Below are 21,272 nucleotides of genomic sequence, written 5' to 3' on the forward strand. Positions count from 1 at the left end.
GTTAAGGCTGTGCACGCAACTTCTGAGTTTGCGTATAAGTGCCTTTCTTGACCAAAGCAAGAATAAGCGACACCGCAGCCGGCGTCATCCCGTCCACGCGCGACGCTTGAGCAATATTTGCAGGCCGTGCTTTCTCAAGCTTCTGCTTCAATTCGTTCGAGAGGCCTGACAATGATGTGAAATCAAAATCTTCAGGGATTTTGCGATCTTCGTCTCTCTTGATATCAACAATGTCGGCGCTCTGGCGCTGCATATAAACGGCATAGCTCGCTTCGATCTTCAGAACTTCTGCCACTTTGGCCGGAATATTATTGACCTCGGGCCAATGGTTTTTCAGCGTCTCAAACTCAATATCCGGATACGCCAACAGTTCGTAAGCAGTCCGTCTCTGTCCATCATGATTAAGCCTCAAGCCCTGCTTCGCGGCTTGAGACGGGCTTATCGATAGTTCTCTCAGAAGCTCGCGTCCACGCTCCAAGTCACTAATAAAACCAGCAAAGCGGTTGGCCCGCTCAAAACCGACGATACCAGCTTCGAGCCCAAGAGGGGTCAGGCGCAGATCAGCGTTATCGACACGCAGCGACAATCTGTATTCGGCCCGTGACGTAAACATGCGGTACGGCTCGGTGACGCCCTTCGACGTCAGATCATCGATCATCACGCCGATATAGGATTCTGTTCGGCTAAAATGGACCGGTTTGCCTCCGCTCGCAAATAAAGACGCATTTAGACCTGCGACCAACCCTTGCGCCGCCGCTTCCTCGTAGCCCGTCGTGCCGTTAATCTGACCGGCTAGAAAGAGACCGGGGACCTTCTTGCATTCCAGCGAGGGACGGAGCTCGCGGGGATCGACATAATCATACTCGATTGCATAACCAGGCTGGAGGATCGTAACCTTCTCGAGACCGGGGATCGTGTGAATGAACATTTCTTGCACAGATGCGGGCAGGGAGGTCGAAATCCCATTGGGATAGATCGTATCGTCGTCGAGACCTTCCGGCTCCAGAAAAATCTGGTGGCCATCACGCTCCCCGAAACGCACGATCTTGTCTTCGATCGACGGGCAATAACGTGGACCGACACCTTCGATCTGGCCGGAATACATGGCTGAGAGATGGATATTGTCTTGAATAATTTTGTGACTAGCAGGCGTCGTGCGCGTAACGCCGCAATCAATCTGCGGGTTGACGATTTTATCCGTCATGAAGGAGAAGGGAACCGGGGTCTCATCGGCACCCTGGCGTTCAACACCCGCCCAATCAATCGTCTTTCCGTCTAGACGCGCAGGAGTGCCGGTTTTGAGGCGGCCCATCCGTAGTCCAGCCCGAGCCAACGTATCGGAAAGGCCAACAGACGGCTTTTCTCCAACGCGTCCGGCTGGAATCCTTTCGGAGCCGATATGAATGAGGCCACGGAGGAACGTGCCATTCGTCAGGACAACGGCACGGCAGGATAGTTTCCGACCATCGGCAAGAATGACGGCGGTAATGACGTCATTTTGAATTTCAATGTCGTAGGCGTCGCCCTCAACCACATTTAGGTTTTGGATCGAAGCGATTTCCGATTGCATAGCTTCTCGATATAGACGCCGATCTGCCTGGGTGCGAGGCCCGCGAACAGCTGGGCCTTTCTTCCGATTCAGCATACGAAACTGAATGCCACCAGCATCAGCTACCCGACCCATGAGTCCATCCAGCGCATCGATCTCACGAACAAGATGACCTTTGCCTAGACCGCCAATAGCGGGATTGCAGGACATGACGCCGATGGTGTCGCGTTTGTGCGTCAGCAAAACAGTGTTGGCGCCATGTCGTGCGGCTGCAGCTGCAGATTCACAGCCAGCATGACCACCGCCAATTACAACGACATCATATGTCATTATAAATCTCTTTATCCCTGTCGCGCTCCAACGGGAAAACGCGAATGTTTCACGTGAATCATTTGCCGATACAGAATTCGGAAAATATGACGCCGAGCAAATCCTCGACATCGACGCGGCCGGTGATCCGTCCCAAAGACGTCGCAGCCAACCGAAGATATTCCGAGCGGATCGCCAGATCCATTCCTTCGGATTTCAGCGCATCACTAACATAGTTTAGCGTCTCTTCAAGCCGTTTCTTGTGACGAGCTCGAACGGGAGCCAATGTTAGAGACGATCCAACCCGCTTTTCTATTTCCGTTTTGATGCGTTCACGCAGCTGTTGAAGCCCTGCGCCAGTTTTCGCGGAGATAGCAAGGTCACGCAGATGGGATGGTTTGCTGGACAAATCAGATTTCGTTGCGACTGTAAAAGCCGTGACACTTAAATCATGAATTTGTTGCGGGTCCGAATCGAAATCAGTTAATAACAAAACTAGATCAGCAGATTTCGCGGTTTGACGCGCGCGGCGTACGCCTTCCTGTTCGACGATATCAGCCGTCTCTCGCAGGCCCGCGGTATCAAAGACCCTCACCAGATAACCATCGATGTTAAGATCAACGCTGATCACATCTCGCGTTGTGCCTGCGATATCGGTCACTATTGCAATGTCGCGACCGCTCAGCGCGTTCAACAAACTCGATTTGCCAACATTCGGCGCACCAACCAATGCGACTTTAAAGCCATCACGGATGATCTCAGAGGACGCGCCAGCGTAAAGATGTTGCTCGATTTCCGCCTTGAGAGTCAAAACATCTCGCCAAACCTGATCGGCAACGGAATCCGGAACGTCGTCTTCATCCGAAAAATCGAGTTCTGCTTCAATCAATGCACGGCAGCGGGTCAGGCGATACGCCCAGCCATCATATAATCCCGAAAGGCGGCCACTGGTCTGTTCAACGGCCAGCCGCCGCTGCATCTCGGTTTCTGCCTTCAGCAGGTCCGCCAGACCTTCGACTTCCAGCAAATCCATTTTGCCGTTGTCATAAGCGCGCTTGGAAAATTCACCAGCCTCAGCAGTGCGGACGCCAGAGATTGTATCGAGTTCAGCAAAAATGGCGTCAACAACGGCGCGACTGCCGTGAATCTGGATTTCTACGCAGTCTTCGCCCGTGAAGGAATGGGGTGCTGGAAACTGAAAGACGAGCCCTTGGTCGATCGCGTCATTGTTTCGGTTTCGAATCGTTCTGAGACCGGCCATGCGAGGAGCTGGGATATTCTCTCCGACGAGTTTCGATAGAGCAGAAACAGCTTGCGATCCACTCAGCCTCAAGACCGCTACGCCAGCGGGCAGGGAGCCGCTTGAGAGAGCGTAGATCGTATCTTTGGAAGGAGACATGGCGACAACTCCTGGAGCGCTCAGCGATTACCGTCTTATGAAATATCGGCAACGACATCTCTATCGGATGTGAATGCATATGCTTTCAAACAATTGGCCGCGTCCTGTTAAGACGCGGCCTGAAACTTTCAAAGATGAATCCGGCTAATTACGTGTTCATCGAATCGAAGAAATCGCCGTTGTTCTTCGTCTGCTTCAGCTTGTCGATCAGGAACTCGATAGCGTCGGTGGTGCCCATTGGCGCGAGAATGCGACGCAGGACGAAGATCTTCTGCAGATCCTGACGCGGAACAAGAAGGTCTTCCTTACGCGTACCAGACTTGAGAATATCCATGGATGGGAAGATGCGCTTGTCGGCGACCTTACGATCCAGAACGATTTCAGAGTTACCCGTGCCCTTGAATTCTTCGAAGATGACTTCGTCCATACGGCTGCCGGTATCGATCAGGGCTGTGGCGATGATGGTTAGCGAGCCGCCTTCTTCGATGTTACGGGCGGCACCGAAGAAACGCTTTGGACGCTGCAGGGCGTTGGCGTCCACACCACCGGTCAATACCTTACCGGAGGAAGGAACAACGGTGTTATAAGCGCGGCCAAGACGGGTGATCGAATCGAGCAGGATGACGACGTCACGACCATGCTCGACCAGGCGCTTTGCCTTTTCGATGACCATTTCGGCGACCTGAACGTGGCGCACGGCTGGCTCGTCGAAGGTAGACGAAACGACTTCGCCCTTCACCGAGCGCTGCATGTCCGTCACTTCTTCCGGGCGTTCATCGATCAAGAGAACGATGAGATAGCATTCCGGATGATTGGCGGTGATCGAATGCGCGATGTTCTGGAGCAGAACGGTTTTACCGGTACGCGGCGGAGCGACGATGAGGCCGCGCTGGCCTTTGCCGAGCGGTGCCACGAGGTCGATAACGCGTGCGGAGAGGTCCTTGGATGTCGGGACATCCAGTTCCATCTTGAAGCGATCATTCGGATAAAGCGGCGTCAGATTGTCGAAATGGACCTTGTGACGAATCTTTTCCGGATCATCGAAATTGATCGTGTTGACCTTGAGCAGCGCGAAATAACGTTCGCCTTCCTTAGGCCCACGGATAGGGCCTTCGACGGTATCGCCGGTTTTCAGCGAGAAACGGCGGATCTGCGATGGCGAGATGTAAATATCATCCGGGCCGGGCAGATAGTTTGCGTTGGCAGAGCGCAGGAAGCCAAATCCATCCTGAAGAACTTCGACGACACCTTCGCCGATGATCTCGATGTCCTGACTTGCCAGAACCTTGAGGATTGCAAACATGAGCTCCTGCTTACGCATCGTGCTCGCATTTTCGACTTCCAGGGATTCGGCAAAAGTCAGCAAATCGGTAGGGGATTTGCTCTTAAGTTCCTGAAGCTTCATTTCAGCCATGAAGAGAAAGACCGTCTTTAAAATATGTGTGGGGAAAGGCGTGATCGCGAATCAGGTACTGGGGAAGGCCCCGCAGACGTCTGAATAATTCACATGCCATTGAGATGAGTAACCGGAAAATAGCGATTCAACCGGAAAGCCGCAAGAGGAAAGCACCAATTCCGAGAAATTTATCGTGATCGCCCGTCAAGCATATGGTTTCACAACCACAAGTAAGACTATCAGGATCATCAGGACGGTCGGAACCTCGTTCATCAACCGCCAGTGACGGGCAGAACGTGTGTTTTCATCCCGTGCAAAACGCCTGACGCTTCTGCTGAAATAGACATGCGTCGCCGTCATGAGAATGACCAGAGCAATTTTCGCATGCAGCCAGCCGCCGGAAAAACCATAAACCGACCAGGCGAGATAAAGGCCCAAAACCCAGGATATCATCATGGCCGGGTTCATGATGACCTTGAGCAGACGCTGTTCCATGATTTTGAAGGTCTCGGACTTGTCTGAACCGGGGACTGCATCCGTGTGGTAGATGAACAGCCGCGGCAGATAAAACAGCCCGGCCATCCAGGATATGACGGCGATGATGTGCAGCGCCTTAATCCAGAGATAGGCATCGGCCGCATCGACATGCAGCACGACCGCGATCAGGGCCACGAAGGCGCTCAGCGCAACCGCCGCCCGAAGACGGGCTTTGCGCCCGGCAGTGGCCGATGTTTGCTTCTCCTCGCTCATAGGCGTGCACCGTGGGAGCGAACGCGCGACACCAGTCTGGTGACATTTTCCGGGTCCGCCTGCGGTGTGATGCCGTGGCCGAGATTGAAGATCAGCGGGCCGTTGCCAAGACAGTCAAGAATGGCATCAATGCCGTCATCCAGGGATTTTCCGCCAGCAACCATGCGCATCGGATCGAGATTGCCCTGGACCGGGCCATCTTTCTGGAGATCGCGGGCGAAAGACAGCGGCACGCTCCAATCGAGACCGATCGCATCTGCCTTGGTTTTTTGGCGATAATCCTTCAGCAGAATGCCGGCACCTTTCGCAAAGGCGATGATCTTGGCATCAGGGCGACGCGCGCGAACAGATTGGATGATACGAGCGACCGGCTTGACCGCGTATTCCTCAAATTCCTTCTCGCCCAAAACACCCGCCCAGGAATCGAATATCTGAACGGCGTCGGCACCAGCGTCTAATTGCTCAACGAGATAATCGGCAGAGGCTTCGGCGAGGAAGGCCAGCAATTGTTCCATCGCCTGCGGTTCCTGATAGCCGAAGAGGCGGGCAGGGGCCTGATCGGGCGTGCCGTGACCAGCAATCATGTAGGTCGCAACCGTCCAAGGCGCACCACAAAAGCCAAGCAATGTAGTCTTGGATGGCAGTTCCTGTCTAAGCTTCGAGACCGCTTCGAAAACCGGCTTGAGGTGAGGCAGAACATTATCCTGCTTCAAAGCAGCAATCCCGGCCACATCGATCGGGTCCATTGCAGGGCCCTTGCCTTCGGTGAAGGAGACATTTCGATCTAGGGCGTCAGGGATGACCAGAATATCCGAGAAGAGAATGGCAGCATCCAGATCGAAACGTCGAATGGGCTGTAGCGTCACTTCCGTTGCAAGCTGCGGATTATAGCAAAGATCGAGGAAACTTCCTGCCGTCTTCCGCGTTTCTCGATATTCCGGAAGGTAACGACCGGCCTGTCTCATAAGCCAGATCGGAGGAGGGGTAAGTGCCTCTCCATTCAGAACCTTCATAACACGGCGTTCGGACATGATGCTCATCTTTTCTAAAAAATAAAATCTAAGAGATTTAAAAGATTTTCTATTTCTTAGAGTCTGTGAGTAGCAAGGATTAAAATCTGTTCGGCGGAAATGCCGCATGAGCGATGATTCATATGTCACACTCGCTTGTTTGGACAGGTTTGGGAAAACAGACGGGATATTTTGAAATAAACGAAATATTTCCGTGGCTTAAAGAAACATCGAATACTATGACGCTTGTGGATAACCCTTGGACGGTTTTTTAACGTCCGCTTTTCTCCTCACAATTCACAGGCAGGCTTTTGCTTGCTACACCGGTTTGCCGATTGTGGACAAAACACAGGTTTTGCGCCGCGCGACCGGGTACCGGGCCAGATGGCGGATGTTATCCGACATTATCAACAGGGGGACGAAAACAGCGTGGAGAACCAAAAAAGCTTCTTCCATCTTCATCTGATTTCTGACTCCACGGGCGAGACTCTGATGTCTGCGGGCAGAGCGGTGTCGGCGCAGTTTCACGCGGCCATGCCGCTGGAACATGTGTATCCGATGATCCGGAACCAGAAACAGCTGCAAAAGGTGATCGACAGCATCGATCAGGAGCCGGGAATTGTTCTCTACACCATTGTGGATGAGCAGCTGGCCGAGTTTCTCGATCTGCAATGTCACGCCATCGGCGTGCCCTGTGTGAATGTGCTGGAACCCGTCATTGGTATTTTCCAGACCTATCTCGGCACAACGTCGCGCCGGCGGGTGGGGGCGCAGCATGCGTTGAATGCGGACTATTTCGCCCGTATCGAAGCCCTGAACTTTGCCATGGATCATGATGACGGCCAGATGCCGGAAAATTATGATGATGCCGATGTCGTCATTATCGGCATTAGCCGCACCTCGAAAACACCCACCAGCATTTATCTGGCCAATCGCGGCATCAAGACCGCCAATATTCCCGTGGTGCCGGATGTGCCATTGCCCGAGAGCCTCTATAAGGCAACGAAACCGCTGATAGTGGGGCTCGTCGCGACGTCTGACCGCATTTCGCAGGTTCGTGAAAACCGCGAGCTGGGCGCGACGGGCGGTTTTGACCGGGGTCAATACATTGATCGCGCAACGATCATGGAAGAGCTGAAATATGCGCGCGCACTCTGCGCCCGCAACAATTGGCCGCTGATCGATGTGACGCGGCGTTCCATCGAAGAGACCGCCGCAGCCATTCTTGCCCTTCGCCAGCGGACGCGCTAATCCCTTCGCACCCCCCTGTTCGGAGACCATGGTTGATGAGACCAAACCTGATCCTTGCTTCTTCCAGCGCATCCCGGCAAATGCTGATGCGCAATGCTGGACTGAGCTTTACCGCTAAACCCGCCGAAATCGATGAGCGTGCCATCGATGCGAAGCTCGAGAGAGATGGTGCGTCGCCGGACAGGATCGCTGTCGAACTTGCCAAGGCAAAAGCGCTGGCCGTCAGTGCGATTTATCCAGATGCTGTCGTTCTGGGCTGCGACCAGACCATGTCGCTTGGCGATAGGATTTATCACAAACCAAAAGATATGGTCGAGGCCCACGCCAACCTCATGTCACTGTCGGGCAAGACTCATCGTTTGAACTGCGGTGCTGTGTTGGCCCAAAACGGCGACATTATCTGGGACGTCGTCACCGTAGCCGATCTCACCGTGCGGGAGTTGGACGCGGAATTTCTCGACAGGCATCTTGAGCGGGTTGGACCGAAAGTGCTGTCCAGCGTCGGCGCCTATCAGCTGGAAGGGGAGGGCATTCAGCTTTTCACCGATATTGAAGGGGATTATTTCACCATTCTGGGACTGCCGCTGCTGCCACTCTTAACGAAACTTCGCGACTTGGGCCTGATCGATGGTTGATTCACGTGAAACATTAACCATCAAAGCCTTCGTCACAGGCTACCCCATCAAGCATTCCCGTTCTCCTTTGATCCATGGTTATTGGCTAAAGACCTTCGGCATTGAAGGCTCCTATCAGGCCGTCGCGGTATCGCCGGACAATTTCGCGCATTTCGTTGCAACGCTGAAATCCGGCGAAAGCGGTTTCGTCGGCGGTAACGTAACAATCCCGCACAAGGAATCCGCCTACCGATTGGCAGACAGGCCTGACGAAATCGTGCAGGAACTGGGAGCCGCGAACACTCTGTGGCTGGAAGATGGCCAGATTTGCGCGACTAATACCGATGGCTACGGGTTCGTGTCCAATCTCGATGCGCGGCATCCTGGTTGGGACAAGACAGACAAGGCAGTGGTTCTGGGCGCTGGTGGTGCGAGCCGGGCCGTCATTCAGGCGCTGCGCAATCGCGGCATTTCTGAAATTCACGTGGTCAACAGAACCGTCGCCCGTGCAAAAGAATTGCGGGACCGCTTTGGAGATCATGTCTTTGCGCATTCCATGGGAGCGCTAGATGAGGTTTCGACAAATGCTGGGCTTTTCGTCAACACGACATCTCTTGGTATGGATGGCACCGAAACGCCGCATATCGATTTCTCCAAGCTGAGCCGCGATGCGGTGGTGACGGATATCGTCTACGTTCCGCTCAAAACACCCATTCTCAAAATGGCAGAGCAACAGGGCTTTCCTGTTGTTGATGGCCTAGGCATGCTCTTGCATCAGGCCAAACCCGGTTTTGAAAAATGGTTTGGCAAATCGCCTGAAGTGGATGAAGAGCTGAGAAACCTCATTATCGCCGATATGGAAAAGCACGGATGATTACCATCGGGCTCACCGGATCTATCGGCATGGGGAAATCCACGACGGCGAAGCTTTTTGAGGACGAAGGCGTTGCCGTTTGTGATTCCGATGCCGTCGTTCATCAGCTTTATGCAGGCGAGGCGGTGGCCCTGATCGAAGAGGCTTTTACCGGTACGACCGAAAACGGCAAGGTCAACCGTCAGAAGCTGGGTGAGGCCTTACGTCAGAATCCGGATAATTTCGAAAAGCTGGAGCACATCGTTCATCCTCTGGTGCGGAAAAAGCAGCAAGCGTTTTTAGATCATGAACGGCAGGCAGGCGCAGAATTCGCCTTGCTGGATATCCCGCTTCTGTTCGAGACCGGCACGGAAAGCCGCGTCGATAAGATCGTGGTTGTCAGCTGTGATGCGGACATCCAGAGGCAAAGGGTTATGTCTCGGCCCGGGATGACGGAAGAAAAATTTCACATGATCCTTGCGCGGCAGATGCCAGACGAGGAAAAGAGACGCAGGGCCGATTTCATCATCGATACGGGCCGGGGAATTGAAGAGGCGCGGATGCAGGTGAAAGCCGTTCTCGCTGCCTTGAGATTCGAGCGAAAAGAAAAGGTTTAACGATGCGCGAAATCATATTCGATACGGAAACCACCGGCCTGGAATCGAAGTTCGACCGCATCATCGAAATTGGCGGCATCGAACTCTTCAATCACTTCCCGACTGGCCGGACCATCCATATTTACATTAATCCTGCCGACCGCAAGGTTCATCCGGATGCGCTGGCCGTGCATGGCATCACGGATGAATTCCTACTGGACAAGCCAAAATTCGAGGAGGTCGTTCAGGAAATCCGCGACTTTTTTGAAGGTGCGCGCTGGGTCGCGCATAATGCGACCTTCGATATGGGTTTCATCAATGCGGAATTTGGGCGTCTTGGCATCGAACCGGTCTCGCCGGAAATGGTGACAGATACGCTGTCCATGGCCCGTCGCAAACATCCGATGGGCCCAAATTCGCTCGATGCGCTCTGCCGCAGATACGGCATAGACAACTCACACCGTACAAAGCACGGCGCGTTGCTCGACTCCGAACTTCTGGCGGAAGTTTATATCGAGATGATCGGCGGTCGCCAGACTGCGCTCGGGTTCGGCTCTGCCGTAAAATCGCAGGTCAATGAGACCGTCGATGATGTTCCCCTGGAAGCTCTGGTGAGATCCCGACCATTGCCACAGCGGCTGGACGCAGAAACAGCAGCAGCCCATGGTAAACTGGTTCTGGCGATGGGCGATAAGGCGATCTGGAATAAATACCAGCACTAGGGCGACAATAACGGAGTTAGGCCGCGCGGATTTTTCTTCGAATAGTGCGGTTGGCATTGCTGAGATAAAATGCTCAACAAATTCCGCCCATAAAAAAACCCGGGCTTTTGACCCGGGTTCTTCATCAAAAAATTTCGGCAGATCAGTTCGGAACGGCCTGAACCTTGGCGCGGGCCTGTTCTTCGGCAACGCGCTGCGCAAACATCTGCGAGAAATCGATCGGGTCGATCATCAATGGCGGGAAGCCGCCGTTGCGGGTGACGTCTGCGATGATTTGGCGTGCGAAGGGGAACAGGAGGCGAGGGCACTCGATGAAGAGAACCGGCAGCATATGTTCCTGCGGGAAACCAGTGATGCGGAAAACGCCGCCATAAACCAGTTCGGCAACGAACAGAACCTTGTCGCCATCCTTGGCTTCTGCATTCAGCGTCAGAACGACGTCGAAGTCGGAACCGGAAATCGGGTTCGCATTGACGTTGACATTGATGTTGATTGCAGGTGCGCCATCGCGTGCCTGCAACGACCGTGGAGCGCCCGGATTTTCAAACGACAAATCCTTGGTGTACTGGGTCAGAATATTGAGGGAGGGGTTTGCACCTTCCTGCGCACCGTTTTCAGTGGTCATAATATGTCCTCGCGGATTGAATTCTTGGAAGCCCGTCTATCATCTCGACAATAGGCTTACAACCCTTTGATATAGAGGGGCAGGTCAGGGTTTTGGCAGGTCGCGGTCATCCCGGTTCTGCGACCAGGGCGAATGTCCCGACCCTTCCCGATGAAAGTCGTCCTCATCCAGATCGACCACCTTGGAAGACGCATCACGCTGCGGGCCTGGACGAAAACCCTTTCCCCTGAAGGAGCTTGCAACCACGATACGTGGGCCTATGGCTGTCCAGATGAGCTTTCTGAAACCCGGGATCAGCAACAGAAGGCCAATCGCATCGGTAATGAAGCCGGGAATGAACAGAAGAATACCGGCGATAACCCGCATGCCGCCATTGATCATCGCTTCCGCAGGCTCTGCACCCGTCCGGCTGGCATTTTGAAGATTGCGCACCATGCCAAGGCCGCCGGATCTCAAAATGACGAGGCCGAGGAAGGATGTGAGCAGGATCAGCGCCAACGTCAGCCACAGTCCAAGAGCCTTGCCAACGACGATGAAGCCGGCAATTTCCAGGATCGGCATCAAAAGAACGATGACGGGTAAGAGTGAGAAACGCATAAGTCCTGCCTTGTGTTGTTGAAGCCCGCTTGCATTCATCCAGATGCTGGCGAGATGCTGAGGGTGACGTTCCAAGCTGTCGAAAATCTGTTCACCGAAGCGGAAATGCAGAAGCGTTTTCCGTGTCATCCGGTGCCTGAATACCCATCATATCGCCAAGCTGGCCATGTTTGGAGACCGGCGATTGAATCTGCCTGTTTGAATGATGAGCAGATGCAGACTATATGATGTGTAGAAAATTGGATTTAAATGGCGGTTTCGGTAAAAGATGGGCTCAAGCGACTTTATAACATTGTTTTTTCTTGTGGCTGCAGTGCTGATTTTTCTTCAGCTGCGCAGTGTCCTTGGCCGTCGTACCGGCAATGAAAAGCCCCCAATCGACCCCTACAGCCCCCGCGATGTCGCCAAATCCGGCGCAGGTGACGATAACAAGGTCGTTACCTTACCGCGTCGTGGTGAGGGCGAAGAAGAAAACCGTTTTGCGGAAATTGATGCCATTTCTCCTGTCGGCTCCGCGCTGAATGATTCGCTGCGTGAACTGACCAAAACCGATCCTTCGTTCCGCCCGAAGGAGTTTTTGAACGGCGCGCGGATGGCTTATGAGATGATTGTCATGGCTTTTGCCGATGGCGACCGCAAGACGCTCAAAAATCTTCTGTCCAAGGAAGTCTATGACGGCTTCAATGCGGCGATCACAGAGCGTGAAAGCCGTGGCGAGGTGGTTAAATCCACATTCGTCGGCACGGAAAAAATCGATATCACCCATGCCAGCATTCGCGATTCCGAAGAGCAGATCACCCTTCGCATCATCAGCCAGCTGATTTCGGCGACCTACGACAAGGAAGGCAAGCTGATCGACGGCGATGCCGAAAATGTCTCCGAGGTCGATGACATCTGGACTTTCTCGCGCGATATCCGTTCTCGCGATCCGAACTGGAAGCTGATTGCGACCGAATCCGAGCAATGACCAGCGCTGGCCGGAATTTCGAACTCAAGGACGTGTCGTTTGCTGAGCTGCCGGGTTGGCAGAAGGACGACCCTTCCGCGTTGCTTCCGGCCATGCAATCCATTCTGGCGCATATGCGCAAAGGCAAGCCTTACCGCACCGGCTCCCTGGGTCTGACCGCCGAAGAACTTGTCGCCTTTTTCGAAAAGGCTGAACAGGCAAATTTCTCCGATGCGGCGACGGCTCGCCGGTTCTTCGAAGACCACTGTCTGCCTTTCAAAATATCTCCTTCATCTGGGAAAACCGGTTTCGTCACCGCGTTTTACGAGCCTGAGTTGGAGGTATCCGCTTCGCCGGATGCCGTCTGGAAATATCCGATCTATCGCCGCCCGGATGATTTGATCGATCTCGATGACGCCAATCGGCCGGAAGAGATCGATCCCTATTATGCCTTCGGTTTGCTGCGGGACGGGAAGATTTCGCATTACCCCGATAGAGGCGAAATCGACCGCGGCTATCTCGAAGGGCGGGGGTTTGAAATCGCCTGGGCCAAATCGAAGGTCGATCTGTTCTTCGTCCATGTGCAGGGTGCTGCACGTCTTCGCTACGCCGATGGCACGATCAAGCGGATTACTTATGCGGCAAAAGCGGGCCATGTGTTTTCGCCTGTGGGACGCCTCTTGCTGGATCGGGGTGAACTCGACCCGGCCACCATCTCCATGCAGACCATCCGCCAGTGGCTGAGGGACCATCCCGAACAGGTGGATGAGGTTCTCTGGCATAACCGGTCTTACATTTTCTTCCGCGAGGCCGATGTGGAAGGCCTTGAACTCGGGCCGATTGCGGCTGCCAAGGTACCGTTGATTGCGGGCAGGTCGCTTGCGGTGGATCGGCTGATCCACACATTTGGCTTCCCTTTCTACATCGCTTCGCAAAGCCTGACCCATCTGGATGATGGTCAACCCTTCGGGCGGCTGTTGCTGGCGCTCGACACGGGATCGGCGATTGTCGGGCCGGCGCGCGGCGATATCTTCACCGGATCGGGTGACGATGCAGGAGAGCTTGCGGGCACCGTGCGCAATGATGCAGATTTTTATATACTGATTCCGCGTGGGGCGGCGGAAAGGTATCGGTAATGAAGGGCGGCCGCAAACTCGGCAAGGACGAGCGTATCTTATGGGGCAAGGTCGCCAGAACGACCCGGCTGATTTCCGGTCGTGTCGAAGACTTGCTTGCCTTCGAAGCATTGGAAGCGGAAGTCGAGCCGGAGCCCGCACCGAAAGCAGCCAAGATCATTCCGCCTTTCCCGCAGATGATCGTTGAGACGGTGTCCCAGCCTCTGGCCACGGATGCGGAAAAGAAGCGCATTCACAGCCCGATGGAAAAGCCGGTCAAACGCAAACTGACCCGTGGGCGACTGCCGCTTGAAGCACGCATCGATCTGCACGGCATGTTCCAGAGTGAGGCCCACGCGGTTTTGCTCGATTTTCTGATTCGTGCCCATGAACGGGGTCTGCGCCACGTTCTCGTCATCACCGGCAAGGGTCGGTCCATGGGCAGTGACGGCGCTCTGAAAAGAGCGGTGCCAATGTGGTTCTCCAAGCCGGAATATCGATATCTCATCTCCTCCTATGAAGATGCATCGATGAACCATGGTGGAGATGGCGCGCTTTACGTGCGCCTGGCGCGAAGACGGGGAGATACGTCATGACGCCCTTTGCGGACGCCGTTCGTGGTCTTCGCGAAAAAAAGGGCGTGTCGCAAAAACAGATGGCGCTCGCCATCGGCGTATCGCCTGCCTATCTTTCGGCGCTGGAACACGGCAAACGCGGCAAGCCCAGCTTTAATCTTCTTCAGCGCATTGCCGGATATTTCAACATCATCTGGGACGAGGCGGATGAATTGTTCTCTCTGGCGGGCGCATCCGACCCGCGCGTGGTGATCGATACGGCGGGTTTGCCGAAGGAATATACGGCTCTGGCAAACGGATTGGCGCGGGATATTCGCAAGCTGGCGCCAAGTGTGATAGATGAATTGGCAGCCGTGCTGCAAAAAAGCCGTTCTTGCGATTGAAACCCTCGCTATCCCCTGCTTTATGCAGGGTTTTGGCGCTTGCGGACTTTGGATATCGAAGCGGAATTTCTATAGTCACACGTCAGATTAAAAGTGATTCGCTGCCGCGCCGTCTCATTTGGACGCGCTGCGACAGATACATTTGGAAAGAGTGCTTATGACTGAAACATCGTCGAGCGAAAACGCCGCCAGTGCAGCCTATGGAGCCGATTCCATCAAGGTCTTGAAAGGCCTCGATGCTGTGCGCAAGCGCCCCGGCATGTATATCGGCGATACCGACGATGGTTCCGGTCTGCACCACATGGTCTACGAAGTCGTGGACAACGCCATCGATGAAGCGCTGGCCGGTCACGCCGATCTGGTAACGGTCACGCTCAATGCCGATGGGTCCGTCACGGTAACCGACAACGGTCGTGGTATCCCGACGGATATCCACACGGGCGAGGGCGTCTCGGCTGCCGAAGTCATCATGACGCAGCTGCATGCGGGCGGTAAGTTCGACCAGAATTCCTACAAGGTGTCCGGTGGTCTGCACGGCGTGGGCGTGTCAGTGGTCAACGCGCTGTCTGTCTGGCTAAAGCTGCGCATTCGCCGCAACGGCAAGGTTCACGAAATCACTTTCACCCACGGCGTGGCCGATGGCCCGTTGAAGATCGTTGGTGATTACGAAGGACGTTCCGGCACGGAAGTGACCTTCCTGGCCAGCTCCGATACTTTCACCATGACCGAATATAATTACGCGACGCTGGAACACCGGCTTCGCGAACTCGCCTTCCTGAACTCCGGCGTGCGCATTCTTCTCACAGACAAGCGCCATTCGGATATCAAGCAGGAAGAGATGACCTATGATGGTGGTCTGGAAGCCTTCGTGCGTTATCTGGACCGCGCCAAGAAGCCGCTGGTCGATAAGCCTGTCGCGATCAGAGGCGAGAAGGACGGGATTACCGTCGAAGTCGCCATGTGGTGGAACGACAGCTACCACGAGAATGTGCTCTGCTTCACCAACAACATTCCGCAGCGCGATGGCGGCACGCATATGGCCGGTTTCCGTGGCGCGCTGACACGTCAGGTGACGTCCTATGCGGATAGTTCCGGTATCACCAAGAAGGAAAAGGTTTCCCTTCAGGGTGAAGACTGCCGTGAAGGCCTGACCGCTGTTTTGTCGGTCAAGGTGCCAGACCCGAAGTTCTCCTCGCAGACCAAGGACAAGCTGGTTTCCTCGGAAGTGCGGCCTGCTGTTGAAAACCTCGTCAACGAAGCGCTCAGCACCTGGTTCGAAGAGCATCCGAGCGAAGCCAAAATCCTCGTCGGCAAAGTCGTGGAAGCTGCGATTGCCCGCGAAGCCGCCAGAAAAGCGCGTGAACTGACCCGCCGTAAGGGCGCACTCGATATTGCCTCTCTGCCCGGCAAGCTGGCTGACTGCTCCGAGCGTGATCCGGCCAAGTCCGAAGTCTTCCTCGTCGAGGGTGACTCCGCTGGTGGTTCTGCCAAGCAGGGACGTTCGCGTGAAACGCAGGCCATTCTGCCGCTGCGCGGTAAAATCCTGAACGTGGAACGCGCCCGTTTCGACAAGATGCTGTCCAGCCAGGAAATCGGCACGCTGATTACCGCACTCGGCACATCCATCGGCAAGGACGAATTTAACGCCGACAAGCTGCGCTACCATAAGATCATCATCATGACTGATGCTGACGTTGACGGTGCACATATTCGCACGCTGCTGCTGACCTTCTTCTTCCGCCAGATGCCTGAGTTGATCGAGCGTGGTCACCTCTACATCGCCCAGCCACCGCTCTATAAGGTTACGCGCGGCAAGTCCGTGCAGTATCTGAAGGACGAGAAGGCGCTGGAAGAATATCTGATTTCCATGGGTATCGAGGAAGCATCGCTGACCCTCGGTTCCGGCGAAGTCCGTGTCGGTGAAGATTTGCGCGAAGTCATTCTCGACGCGGTGCGCATGCGCACGCTGATCGACAGCCTTCATTCCCGCTACAGCCGTTCCATCGTCGAGCAGGCGGCCATTGCTGGCGCGCTGAACCCTGAACTTTCCGCCGATTCCAGCAAGGCTGAATCGACCGTTGCCGAAGTGGCACGTCGTCTTGACATGATTGCCGAGGAAACCGAGCGCGGCTGGGCGGGTGAAGTCCTAAACGATGGCGGCCTGCGTTTCTGGCGCATGGTGCGCGGCGTCAAGGAAGTCTCGACGCTGGATATGGGCCTCATGGGCTCCGCAGACGCACGCCATATCGACCAGCTGGCGACCCGCATGGGTGACGTTTACAAGACGCCGCCGGTGCTGCAGCGCAAGGATGGAACGCTGACGATTTCGGGCCCGCGCTCGCTTCTCGACGCGATCTTTGCAGCAGGCCGCAAGGGCCTGTCGATGCAGCGCTATAAGGGTCTTGGTGAGATGAATGCCGAGCAGCTGTGGGAAACCACGCTCGACGCCAATGTGCGCTCGTTGCTTCAGGTCAAGATTCCAGACGCGACCGACGCCGACAGTCTGTTTGCCCGCCTGATGGGCGATGAGGTGGAGCCACGCCGTGACTTCATTCAGGAAAACGCATTGAGCGTTGCCAACCTCGATATCTAATGTTCGCCTGTGGATCGTCGCAAATGACGATTCACGTGAAACAGACTATTAATAAAAGGCCCGGTGGACAGTCCACCGGGCCTTTTGTCTGTCCTAGACTAGGCGAGTGGCTTTTAGTCGGCCTTGCCTGTAAAGCTGCCCTCGAAGGCAACATCGGCCAGCGGCAGCCGGTTGCTCGGCACTTCACGTTCCGCGAGATTGTCCGGCAAGGTGCTCTTGTCCGTCATCGTGCCAATCGCGACAGCTGCCTCGACCACATAGCCTTCTGGCACATTCAAAGTCTCAACGATTTTTTCCTTGAAAATACCGGCCATGCCGTGAGCGTGATAGCCGAGCATATGGGCCTGCACGGCGAGCGAGAACCACGCCGCACCAGCATCGAAGGAATGGGTTGGTGCTGGCTTCTTCTCACCCTCGCGGGAAAGGCTGTAGCTTCGCGAAATGATGAAGAGCAGAACGGACGCGTTTTTCGCCCAGACCTGATTGCCCTCCATCAACAAGCCAACGAACTTCTCCCAGTCCGCGCTGCCCTTATGGGCGTAAACAAAGCGCCATGGCTGCAGGTTGGACGCAGAAGGTGCCCAATGCGCTGCATCGAGGATTGTCAGCAAATGCTCTTTCGGCATCGACTTGCCATCGAATGCGCGTGGCGACCAGCGATCCAGAAACAGAGGTTCGACAGGATATTCGGACTGGCGGTTGTTGCTGTGGGTCATTTCATCTCCTCGACAGTTTTCAATTCCATATGGATTGGCTCAAAGCGGACTGTGCCACAGTTTTGCATCAACAACGCGCCAAATAGATGTCGCGGGCTCGAACGACACAAAGAAACCTTCCGCCTGTAAAAGCTAGAAGGGGTGACAAGGATAAATAGTTCGTTCATATATGCATAATCTTGTATGATAACCGGGAGAGAGTTCCATGAAATTGATGCGCGTTGGCCAGCCGGGCCAGGAAAAGCCAGCCATTCTGGATGCAGATGGCAATGCTCGTGATCTTTCAGCGCATGTGACGGATATTGGCGGCGAGGCGATTTCGCCTGAAGGCTTGAAGAAGATCGCAGCCATCGATCTCTCAACGCTACCGGTTCTTTCGGATGGCCGCATCGGCGCCTGCGTTGCTGGCACCGGCAAGTTCATCTGCATTGGCCTCAACTATTCGGACCACGCGGCAGAAACCGGCGCGAAAGTGCCGCCTGAGCCGGTCATTTTCATGAAGGCGACATCCGCCATCGTCGGTCCTGACGACAATGTCGTCATTCCACGCGGTTCGGAAAAGACCGACTGGGAAGTCGAACTCGGCGTAGTGATCTGCAAGACCGCGAAATACGTCTCCGAAGCGGACGCTCTGGATTACGTTGCCGGCTATTGTGTTTCCCATGACGTTTCGGAACGCGCCTTCCAGTCGGAGAGGCAAGGCCAGTGGACCAAGGGCAAATCTTGCGACACCTTCGGCCCGATCGGCCCATGGCTCGTGACCAAGGATGAAGTCACCGACCCGCAAAATCTCGGCATGTGGCTGAAGGTCAATGGCGAAACCATGCAGAACGGTTCCAGCAAGACCATGGTCTACGGCGTTGCCAATGTGGTGTCCTATCTCAGCCAGTTCATGTCCCTGCATCCGGGCGATGTCATTTCCACCGGCACCCCGCCCGGCGTCGGCCTTGGCATGAAGCCACCACGCTTCCTGAAAGCGGGTGACGTCGTGGAACTGGGGATCGAGGGTCTCGGCAGCCAGAAGCAGACCTTTGTTGCTGATGTCTAAGTGAATGGGTCAGTGAGAGGTTTTTGACCTCTTCTTTCGATATCAAGCGCCATCGGGAAACCGCTGGCGCTTTCTGCATTTTGTGCAACTGCGAAAAGATGCTATCCTACAAAAAAGACTGCGATCAACGACGGGAGGCGTTCATTCGTGTTTTATCAGCTTTATGAAATGAACCATGCGGCCATGGCACCGCTGCGTGCCAGTGCAGATCTCATGCGTCAGGCCTGTAATAATCCCATGAACCCGCTGTCCAACACCGCCTTCGGGCGCAGTCTGGATGCGAGTTTCGAAGTGTTCGAGCGCCTGACCCGGCGCTATGGAAAGCCGGCCTTCGGGCTGTCCTCCACCATGATCGATGATCAGCTGGTCGCCGTTCAGGAAGAAACAGTCTGGGCGAAACCCTTTTGCAATCTCGTCCATTTCAAGCGGGACTTGCCGTTGGGCCGCAAGGCGGACCCCAAGATCCTGCTGGTCGCCCCCATGTCCGGCCATTACGCGACCTTGCTGCGTGGAACTGTAGAAGCACTGCTGCCGTCTGCCGAAATCTACATCACCGACTGGCTGGATGCGCGCACTGTTCCGATGACGGAAGGTGGCTTTGATCTTGATGATTACATTTCCTACGTCATCGATATGCTGCATCACATGGGCGAGGGCGTGCATATCGTTGCCGTCTGTCAGCCATCTGTTCCGGTTCTGGCCGCGGTGTCTGTCATGGAGGCAGACGGAGATGCGTTTGCACCGGCATCCATGACGCTGATGGGTGGTCCGATCGATACGCGCATCAAACCCACCGCCGTCAACGAACTGGCCAAGGGAAAATCCATCGACTGGTTTCGCGACAATGTAGTGATGCAGGTGCCATGGCCCCAGCCGGGCTTCGGCCGCACGGTGTATCCCGGCTTCCTGCAACTTTCCGGCTTCATGTCGATGAACCTCGACCGGCATATGACCGCGCATAAGGATTTTTACCTGAACCTCGTCAAGAATGACGGCGATTCCGCAGAAAAGCATCGCGAGTTCTATGACGAATATCTGGCCGTGATGGATTTGACCGCCGAATTTTATCTCCAGACTGTGGAGACGGTGTTCATCGAACACGCCCTTCCCAAAGGCGAAATGCTGCATCGGGGCAGGGCGGTCAATCCGGCTGCCATCAAACGGGTCGCGCTGTTTACCGTGGAAGGGGAGAATGACGATATCTCCGGCGTGGGCCAGACCAAGGCCGCCCATGATATCTGCGCGAATATTCCTGCTGACAAACGGGAACATTACATGCAGCCGGATGTCGGACATTACGGTGTTTTCAACGGCTCGCGGTTCCGCCGCGAGATCGTGCCGCGTATGCTGGAGTTCTTCCATAAGCATGAGCGGACCGCCTAGCAGCAGGCAGATAGCTTTTTCCGGCGCGAATCGCTATGAAAGGCGATGTTTTCGCTTCTTCGAAAGTCCCCGAAATCTCCGGCATCCGGCAAAGCCACGCCTTCCCAGCGTATGGTGGACGTCGGTGGGCGCAGCCTGCCCATCACCATCAAGGAAAATCAGCGCGCCACCCGCATCACGCTTCGCATCGAACCGGGTGGCAAAGCGCTGAAGATGACCATTCCCTATGGGCTTCACCACCGCGAAGTGGATGATTTTCTGGAGCGGCACAATGGCTGGCTGAAAGCCAGGCTCTCCAAGTTCTCAGAAGAAGGCAGCATCAAAGATGGCGGTATCATCTCCATCCGGGGCGTGGCGCATCGCATCGAACATACCGGCACATTGCGCGGCGTGACGCAGTTGGCGAAGAATACCGAAGGGGAGGCGGTTCTTCGGGTCAGCGGAGCGCCGGAACATATGGGCCGCCGTATCGCAACTTTTCTCAAGAAGGAAGCGCGTTCCGATCTGGAACGGCTAGTGGCCTTTCATGCCAAGGCAGTCGGCAAGCCGGTACGCTCCATTTCCATGAAAGACACCCGCAGCCGCTGGGGCTCCTGCTCGCATGAGGGCAATCTCAGCTTCTCGTGGCGCATCGTCATGGCGCCGGAAGCTGTCATCGATTATCTGGCGGCGCATGAAGTCGCGCATCTGCGGGAAATGAACCACGGGCCGAAATTCTGGGCGCTGTGCGAGAAACTCTGCCCGCATACCGAAACCTCGAAGGCCTGGTTGAAGCGCAACGGATCACAACTCCACGCAATTGATTTCGAGTAAATCCTTTCAAAATGGTTTGGATTCACGTG

Annotated in this window: 21 protein-coding genes; 13 read left to right on the forward strand and 8 right to left on the reverse strand. The window is 55.1% G+C overall.

Annotated elements, in window-relative coordinates:
* Nucleotide 1 precedes the first annotated feature (1 nt).
* The 5 genes from mnmG to hemE form a co-directional block, all read right to left on the reverse strand.
* Nucleotides 2-1,879, reverse strand: coding sequence for a tRNA uridine-5-carboxymethylaminomethyl(34) synthesis enzyme MnmG (gene mnmG, locus AC27VJ_RS18135; RefSeq protein ID WP_488685193.1), 1,878 nt, complete (start codon nt 1,877-1,879; stop codon nt 2-4).
* A 58-nt stretch (nt 1,880-1,937) separates the two neighbouring features.
* Nucleotides 1,938-3,257, reverse strand: a complete 1,320-nt coding sequence (gene mnmE / locus AC27VJ_RS18140; protein ID WP_488685194.1) for a tRNA uridine-5-carboxymethylaminomethyl(34) synthesis GTPase MnmE — start codon at nt 3,255-3,257, stop codon at nt 1,938-1,940.
* 148 nt (nt 3,258-3,405) lie between these two features.
* Nucleotides 3,406-4,671, reverse strand: coding sequence for a transcription termination factor Rho (rho, locus tag AC27VJ_RS18145; protein ID WP_112964404.1), 1,266 nt, complete (start codon nt 4,669-4,671; stop codon nt 3,406-3,408).
* Nucleotides 4,672-4,857: 186 nt separating this feature from the next.
* The gene (gene hemJ, locus AC27VJ_RS18150; RefSeq protein ID WP_488685195.1) at nt 4,858-5,403 is read right to left on the reverse strand and encodes a protoporphyrinogen oxidase HemJ; all 546 of its coding nucleotides are present in this window, start codon (nt 5,401-5,403) and stop codon (nt 4,858-4,860) included.
* Complete coding sequence (hemE, locus tag AC27VJ_RS18155) at nt 5,400-6,434, reverse strand: uroporphyrinogen decarboxylase (protein WP_488685196.1); 1,035 nt, start codon at nt 6,432-6,434, stop codon at nt 5,400-5,402. Before hemE ends, hemJ begins: the two co-directional genes overlap by 4 nt.
* A 408-nt stretch (nt 6,435-6,842) precedes the next feature.
* Here hemE and AC27VJ_RS18160 point away from each other — a divergent pair, with 408 nt between their 5' ends.
* The 5 genes from AC27VJ_RS18160 to dnaQ are packed head-to-tail and all read left to right on the forward strand — an operon-like array spanning nt 6,843 to nt 10,449.
* Nucleotides 6,843-7,664, forward strand: coding sequence for a pyruvate, water dikinase regulatory protein (locus AC27VJ_RS18160; protein WP_488685197.1), 822 nt, complete (start codon nt 6,843-6,845; stop codon nt 7,662-7,664).
* Between the two features lie 35 nt (nt 7,665-7,699).
* On the forward strand, nt 7,700-8,299 hold the full coding sequence (locus AC27VJ_RS18165) for a Maf-like protein (protein ID WP_488685198.1): 600 nt from the start codon (nt 7,700-7,702) through the stop codon (nt 8,297-8,299).
* Entirely contained in the window at nt 8,292-9,152 is an 861-nt protein-coding gene (locus tag AC27VJ_RS18170; RefSeq protein WP_488685199.1) for a shikimate dehydrogenase, read from the forward strand. Before AC27VJ_RS18165 ends, AC27VJ_RS18170 begins: the two co-directional genes overlap by 8 nt.
* Nucleotides 9,149-9,748, forward strand: coding sequence for a dephospho-CoA kinase (gene coaE, locus AC27VJ_RS18175; protein ID WP_488685200.1), 600 nt, complete (start codon nt 9,149-9,151; stop codon nt 9,746-9,748). Before AC27VJ_RS18170 ends, coaE begins: the two co-directional genes overlap by 4 nt.
* A 2-nt stretch (nt 9,749-9,750) precedes the next feature.
* On the forward strand, nt 9,751-10,449 hold the full coding sequence (gene dnaQ, locus AC27VJ_RS18180; protein WP_488685201.1) for a DNA polymerase III subunit epsilon: 699 nt from the start codon (nt 9,751-9,753) through the stop codon (nt 10,447-10,449).
* A 142-nt stretch (nt 10,450-10,591) separates the two neighbouring features.
* Here dnaQ and secB read toward each other — a convergent pair whose 3' ends face one another.
* On the reverse strand, nt 10,592-11,074 hold the full coding sequence (secB, locus tag AC27VJ_RS18185) for a protein-export chaperone SecB (RefSeq protein WP_111841287.1): 483 nt from the start codon (nt 11,072-11,074) through the stop codon (nt 10,592-10,594).
* 84 nt (nt 11,075-11,158) lie between these two features.
* Nucleotides 11,159-11,671: an FxsA family protein gene (locus AC27VJ_RS18190; protein ID WP_488685242.1), complete on the reverse strand. Its 513-nt coding sequence runs from the start codon at nt 11,669-11,671 to the stop codon at nt 11,159-11,161.
* A 268-nt stretch (nt 11,672-11,939) separates the two neighbouring features.
* Between AC27VJ_RS18190 and AC27VJ_RS18195 the strand changes: the two genes are divergently transcribed.
* From AC27VJ_RS18195 to AC27VJ_RS18215, 5 genes are all read left to right on the forward strand, one after another.
* Entirely contained in the window at nt 11,940-12,638 is a 699-nt protein-coding gene (locus AC27VJ_RS18195; RefSeq protein ID WP_488685202.1) for a Tim44/TimA family putative adaptor protein, read from the forward strand.
* Nucleotides 12,635-13,753, forward strand: a complete 1,119-nt coding sequence (gene mltA / locus AC27VJ_RS18200; RefSeq protein ID WP_488685203.1) for a murein transglycosylase A — start codon at nt 12,635-12,637, stop codon at nt 13,751-13,753. Before AC27VJ_RS18195 ends, mltA begins: the two co-directional genes overlap by 4 nt.
* Nucleotides 13,753-14,328, forward strand: coding sequence for a Smr/MutS family protein (locus tag AC27VJ_RS18205; RefSeq protein ID WP_488685204.1), 576 nt, complete (start codon nt 13,753-13,755; stop codon nt 14,326-14,328). Before mltA ends, AC27VJ_RS18205 begins: the two co-directional genes overlap by 1 nt.
* Nucleotides 14,325-14,690, forward strand: coding sequence for a helix-turn-helix domain-containing protein (locus tag AC27VJ_RS18210; protein ID WP_488685205.1), 366 nt, complete (start codon nt 14,325-14,327; stop codon nt 14,688-14,690). Before AC27VJ_RS18205 ends, AC27VJ_RS18210 begins: the two co-directional genes overlap by 4 nt.
* Before the next feature lie 157 nt (nt 14,691-14,847).
* Nucleotides 14,848-17,283 (forward strand): DNA gyrase subunit B, encoded by a 2,436-nt coding sequence (locus AC27VJ_RS18215; RefSeq protein ID WP_353579196.1) that lies wholly within the window; start codon nt 14,848-14,850, stop codon nt 17,281-17,283.
* Between the two features lie 113 nt (nt 17,284-17,396).
* Here the strand turns inward: AC27VJ_RS18215 and AC27VJ_RS18220 are convergent, their stop codons facing one another.
* Entirely contained in the window at nt 17,397-17,999 is a 603-nt protein-coding gene (locus AC27VJ_RS18220) for a nitroreductase family protein (protein WP_488685206.1), read from the reverse strand.
* Between the two features lie 205 nt (nt 18,000-18,204).
* On the opposite strand from AC27VJ_RS18220, the gene AC27VJ_RS18225 reads away from it, so the two are divergent.
* The 3 genes from AC27VJ_RS18225 to AC27VJ_RS18235 all read left to right on the forward strand — a co-directional run bounded on the left by AC27VJ_RS18225 (nt 18,205) and on the right by AC27VJ_RS18235 (nt 21,243).
* A complete protein-coding gene (locus AC27VJ_RS18225) occupies nt 18,205-19,047 on the forward strand; it encodes a fumarylacetoacetate hydrolase family protein (protein ID WP_488685207.1) in 843 nt (280 codons plus the stop codon).
* Nucleotides 19,048-19,194: 147 nt separating this feature from the next.
* Nucleotides 19,195-20,430, forward strand: coding sequence for a polyhydroxyalkanoate depolymerase (locus AC27VJ_RS18230; protein ID WP_488685208.1), 1,236 nt, complete (start codon nt 19,195-19,197; stop codon nt 20,428-20,430).
* Between the two features lie 45 nt (nt 20,431-20,475).
* A complete protein-coding gene (locus AC27VJ_RS18235; protein WP_488685209.1) occupies nt 20,476-21,243 on the forward strand; it encodes a M48 family metallopeptidase in 768 nt (255 codons plus the stop codon).
* The last annotated feature ends 29 nt before the right edge of the window (nt 21,244-21,272 follow it).

The sequence above is a fragment of the Agrobacterium sp. 20P9.1.2 genome (assembly GCF_057799395.1).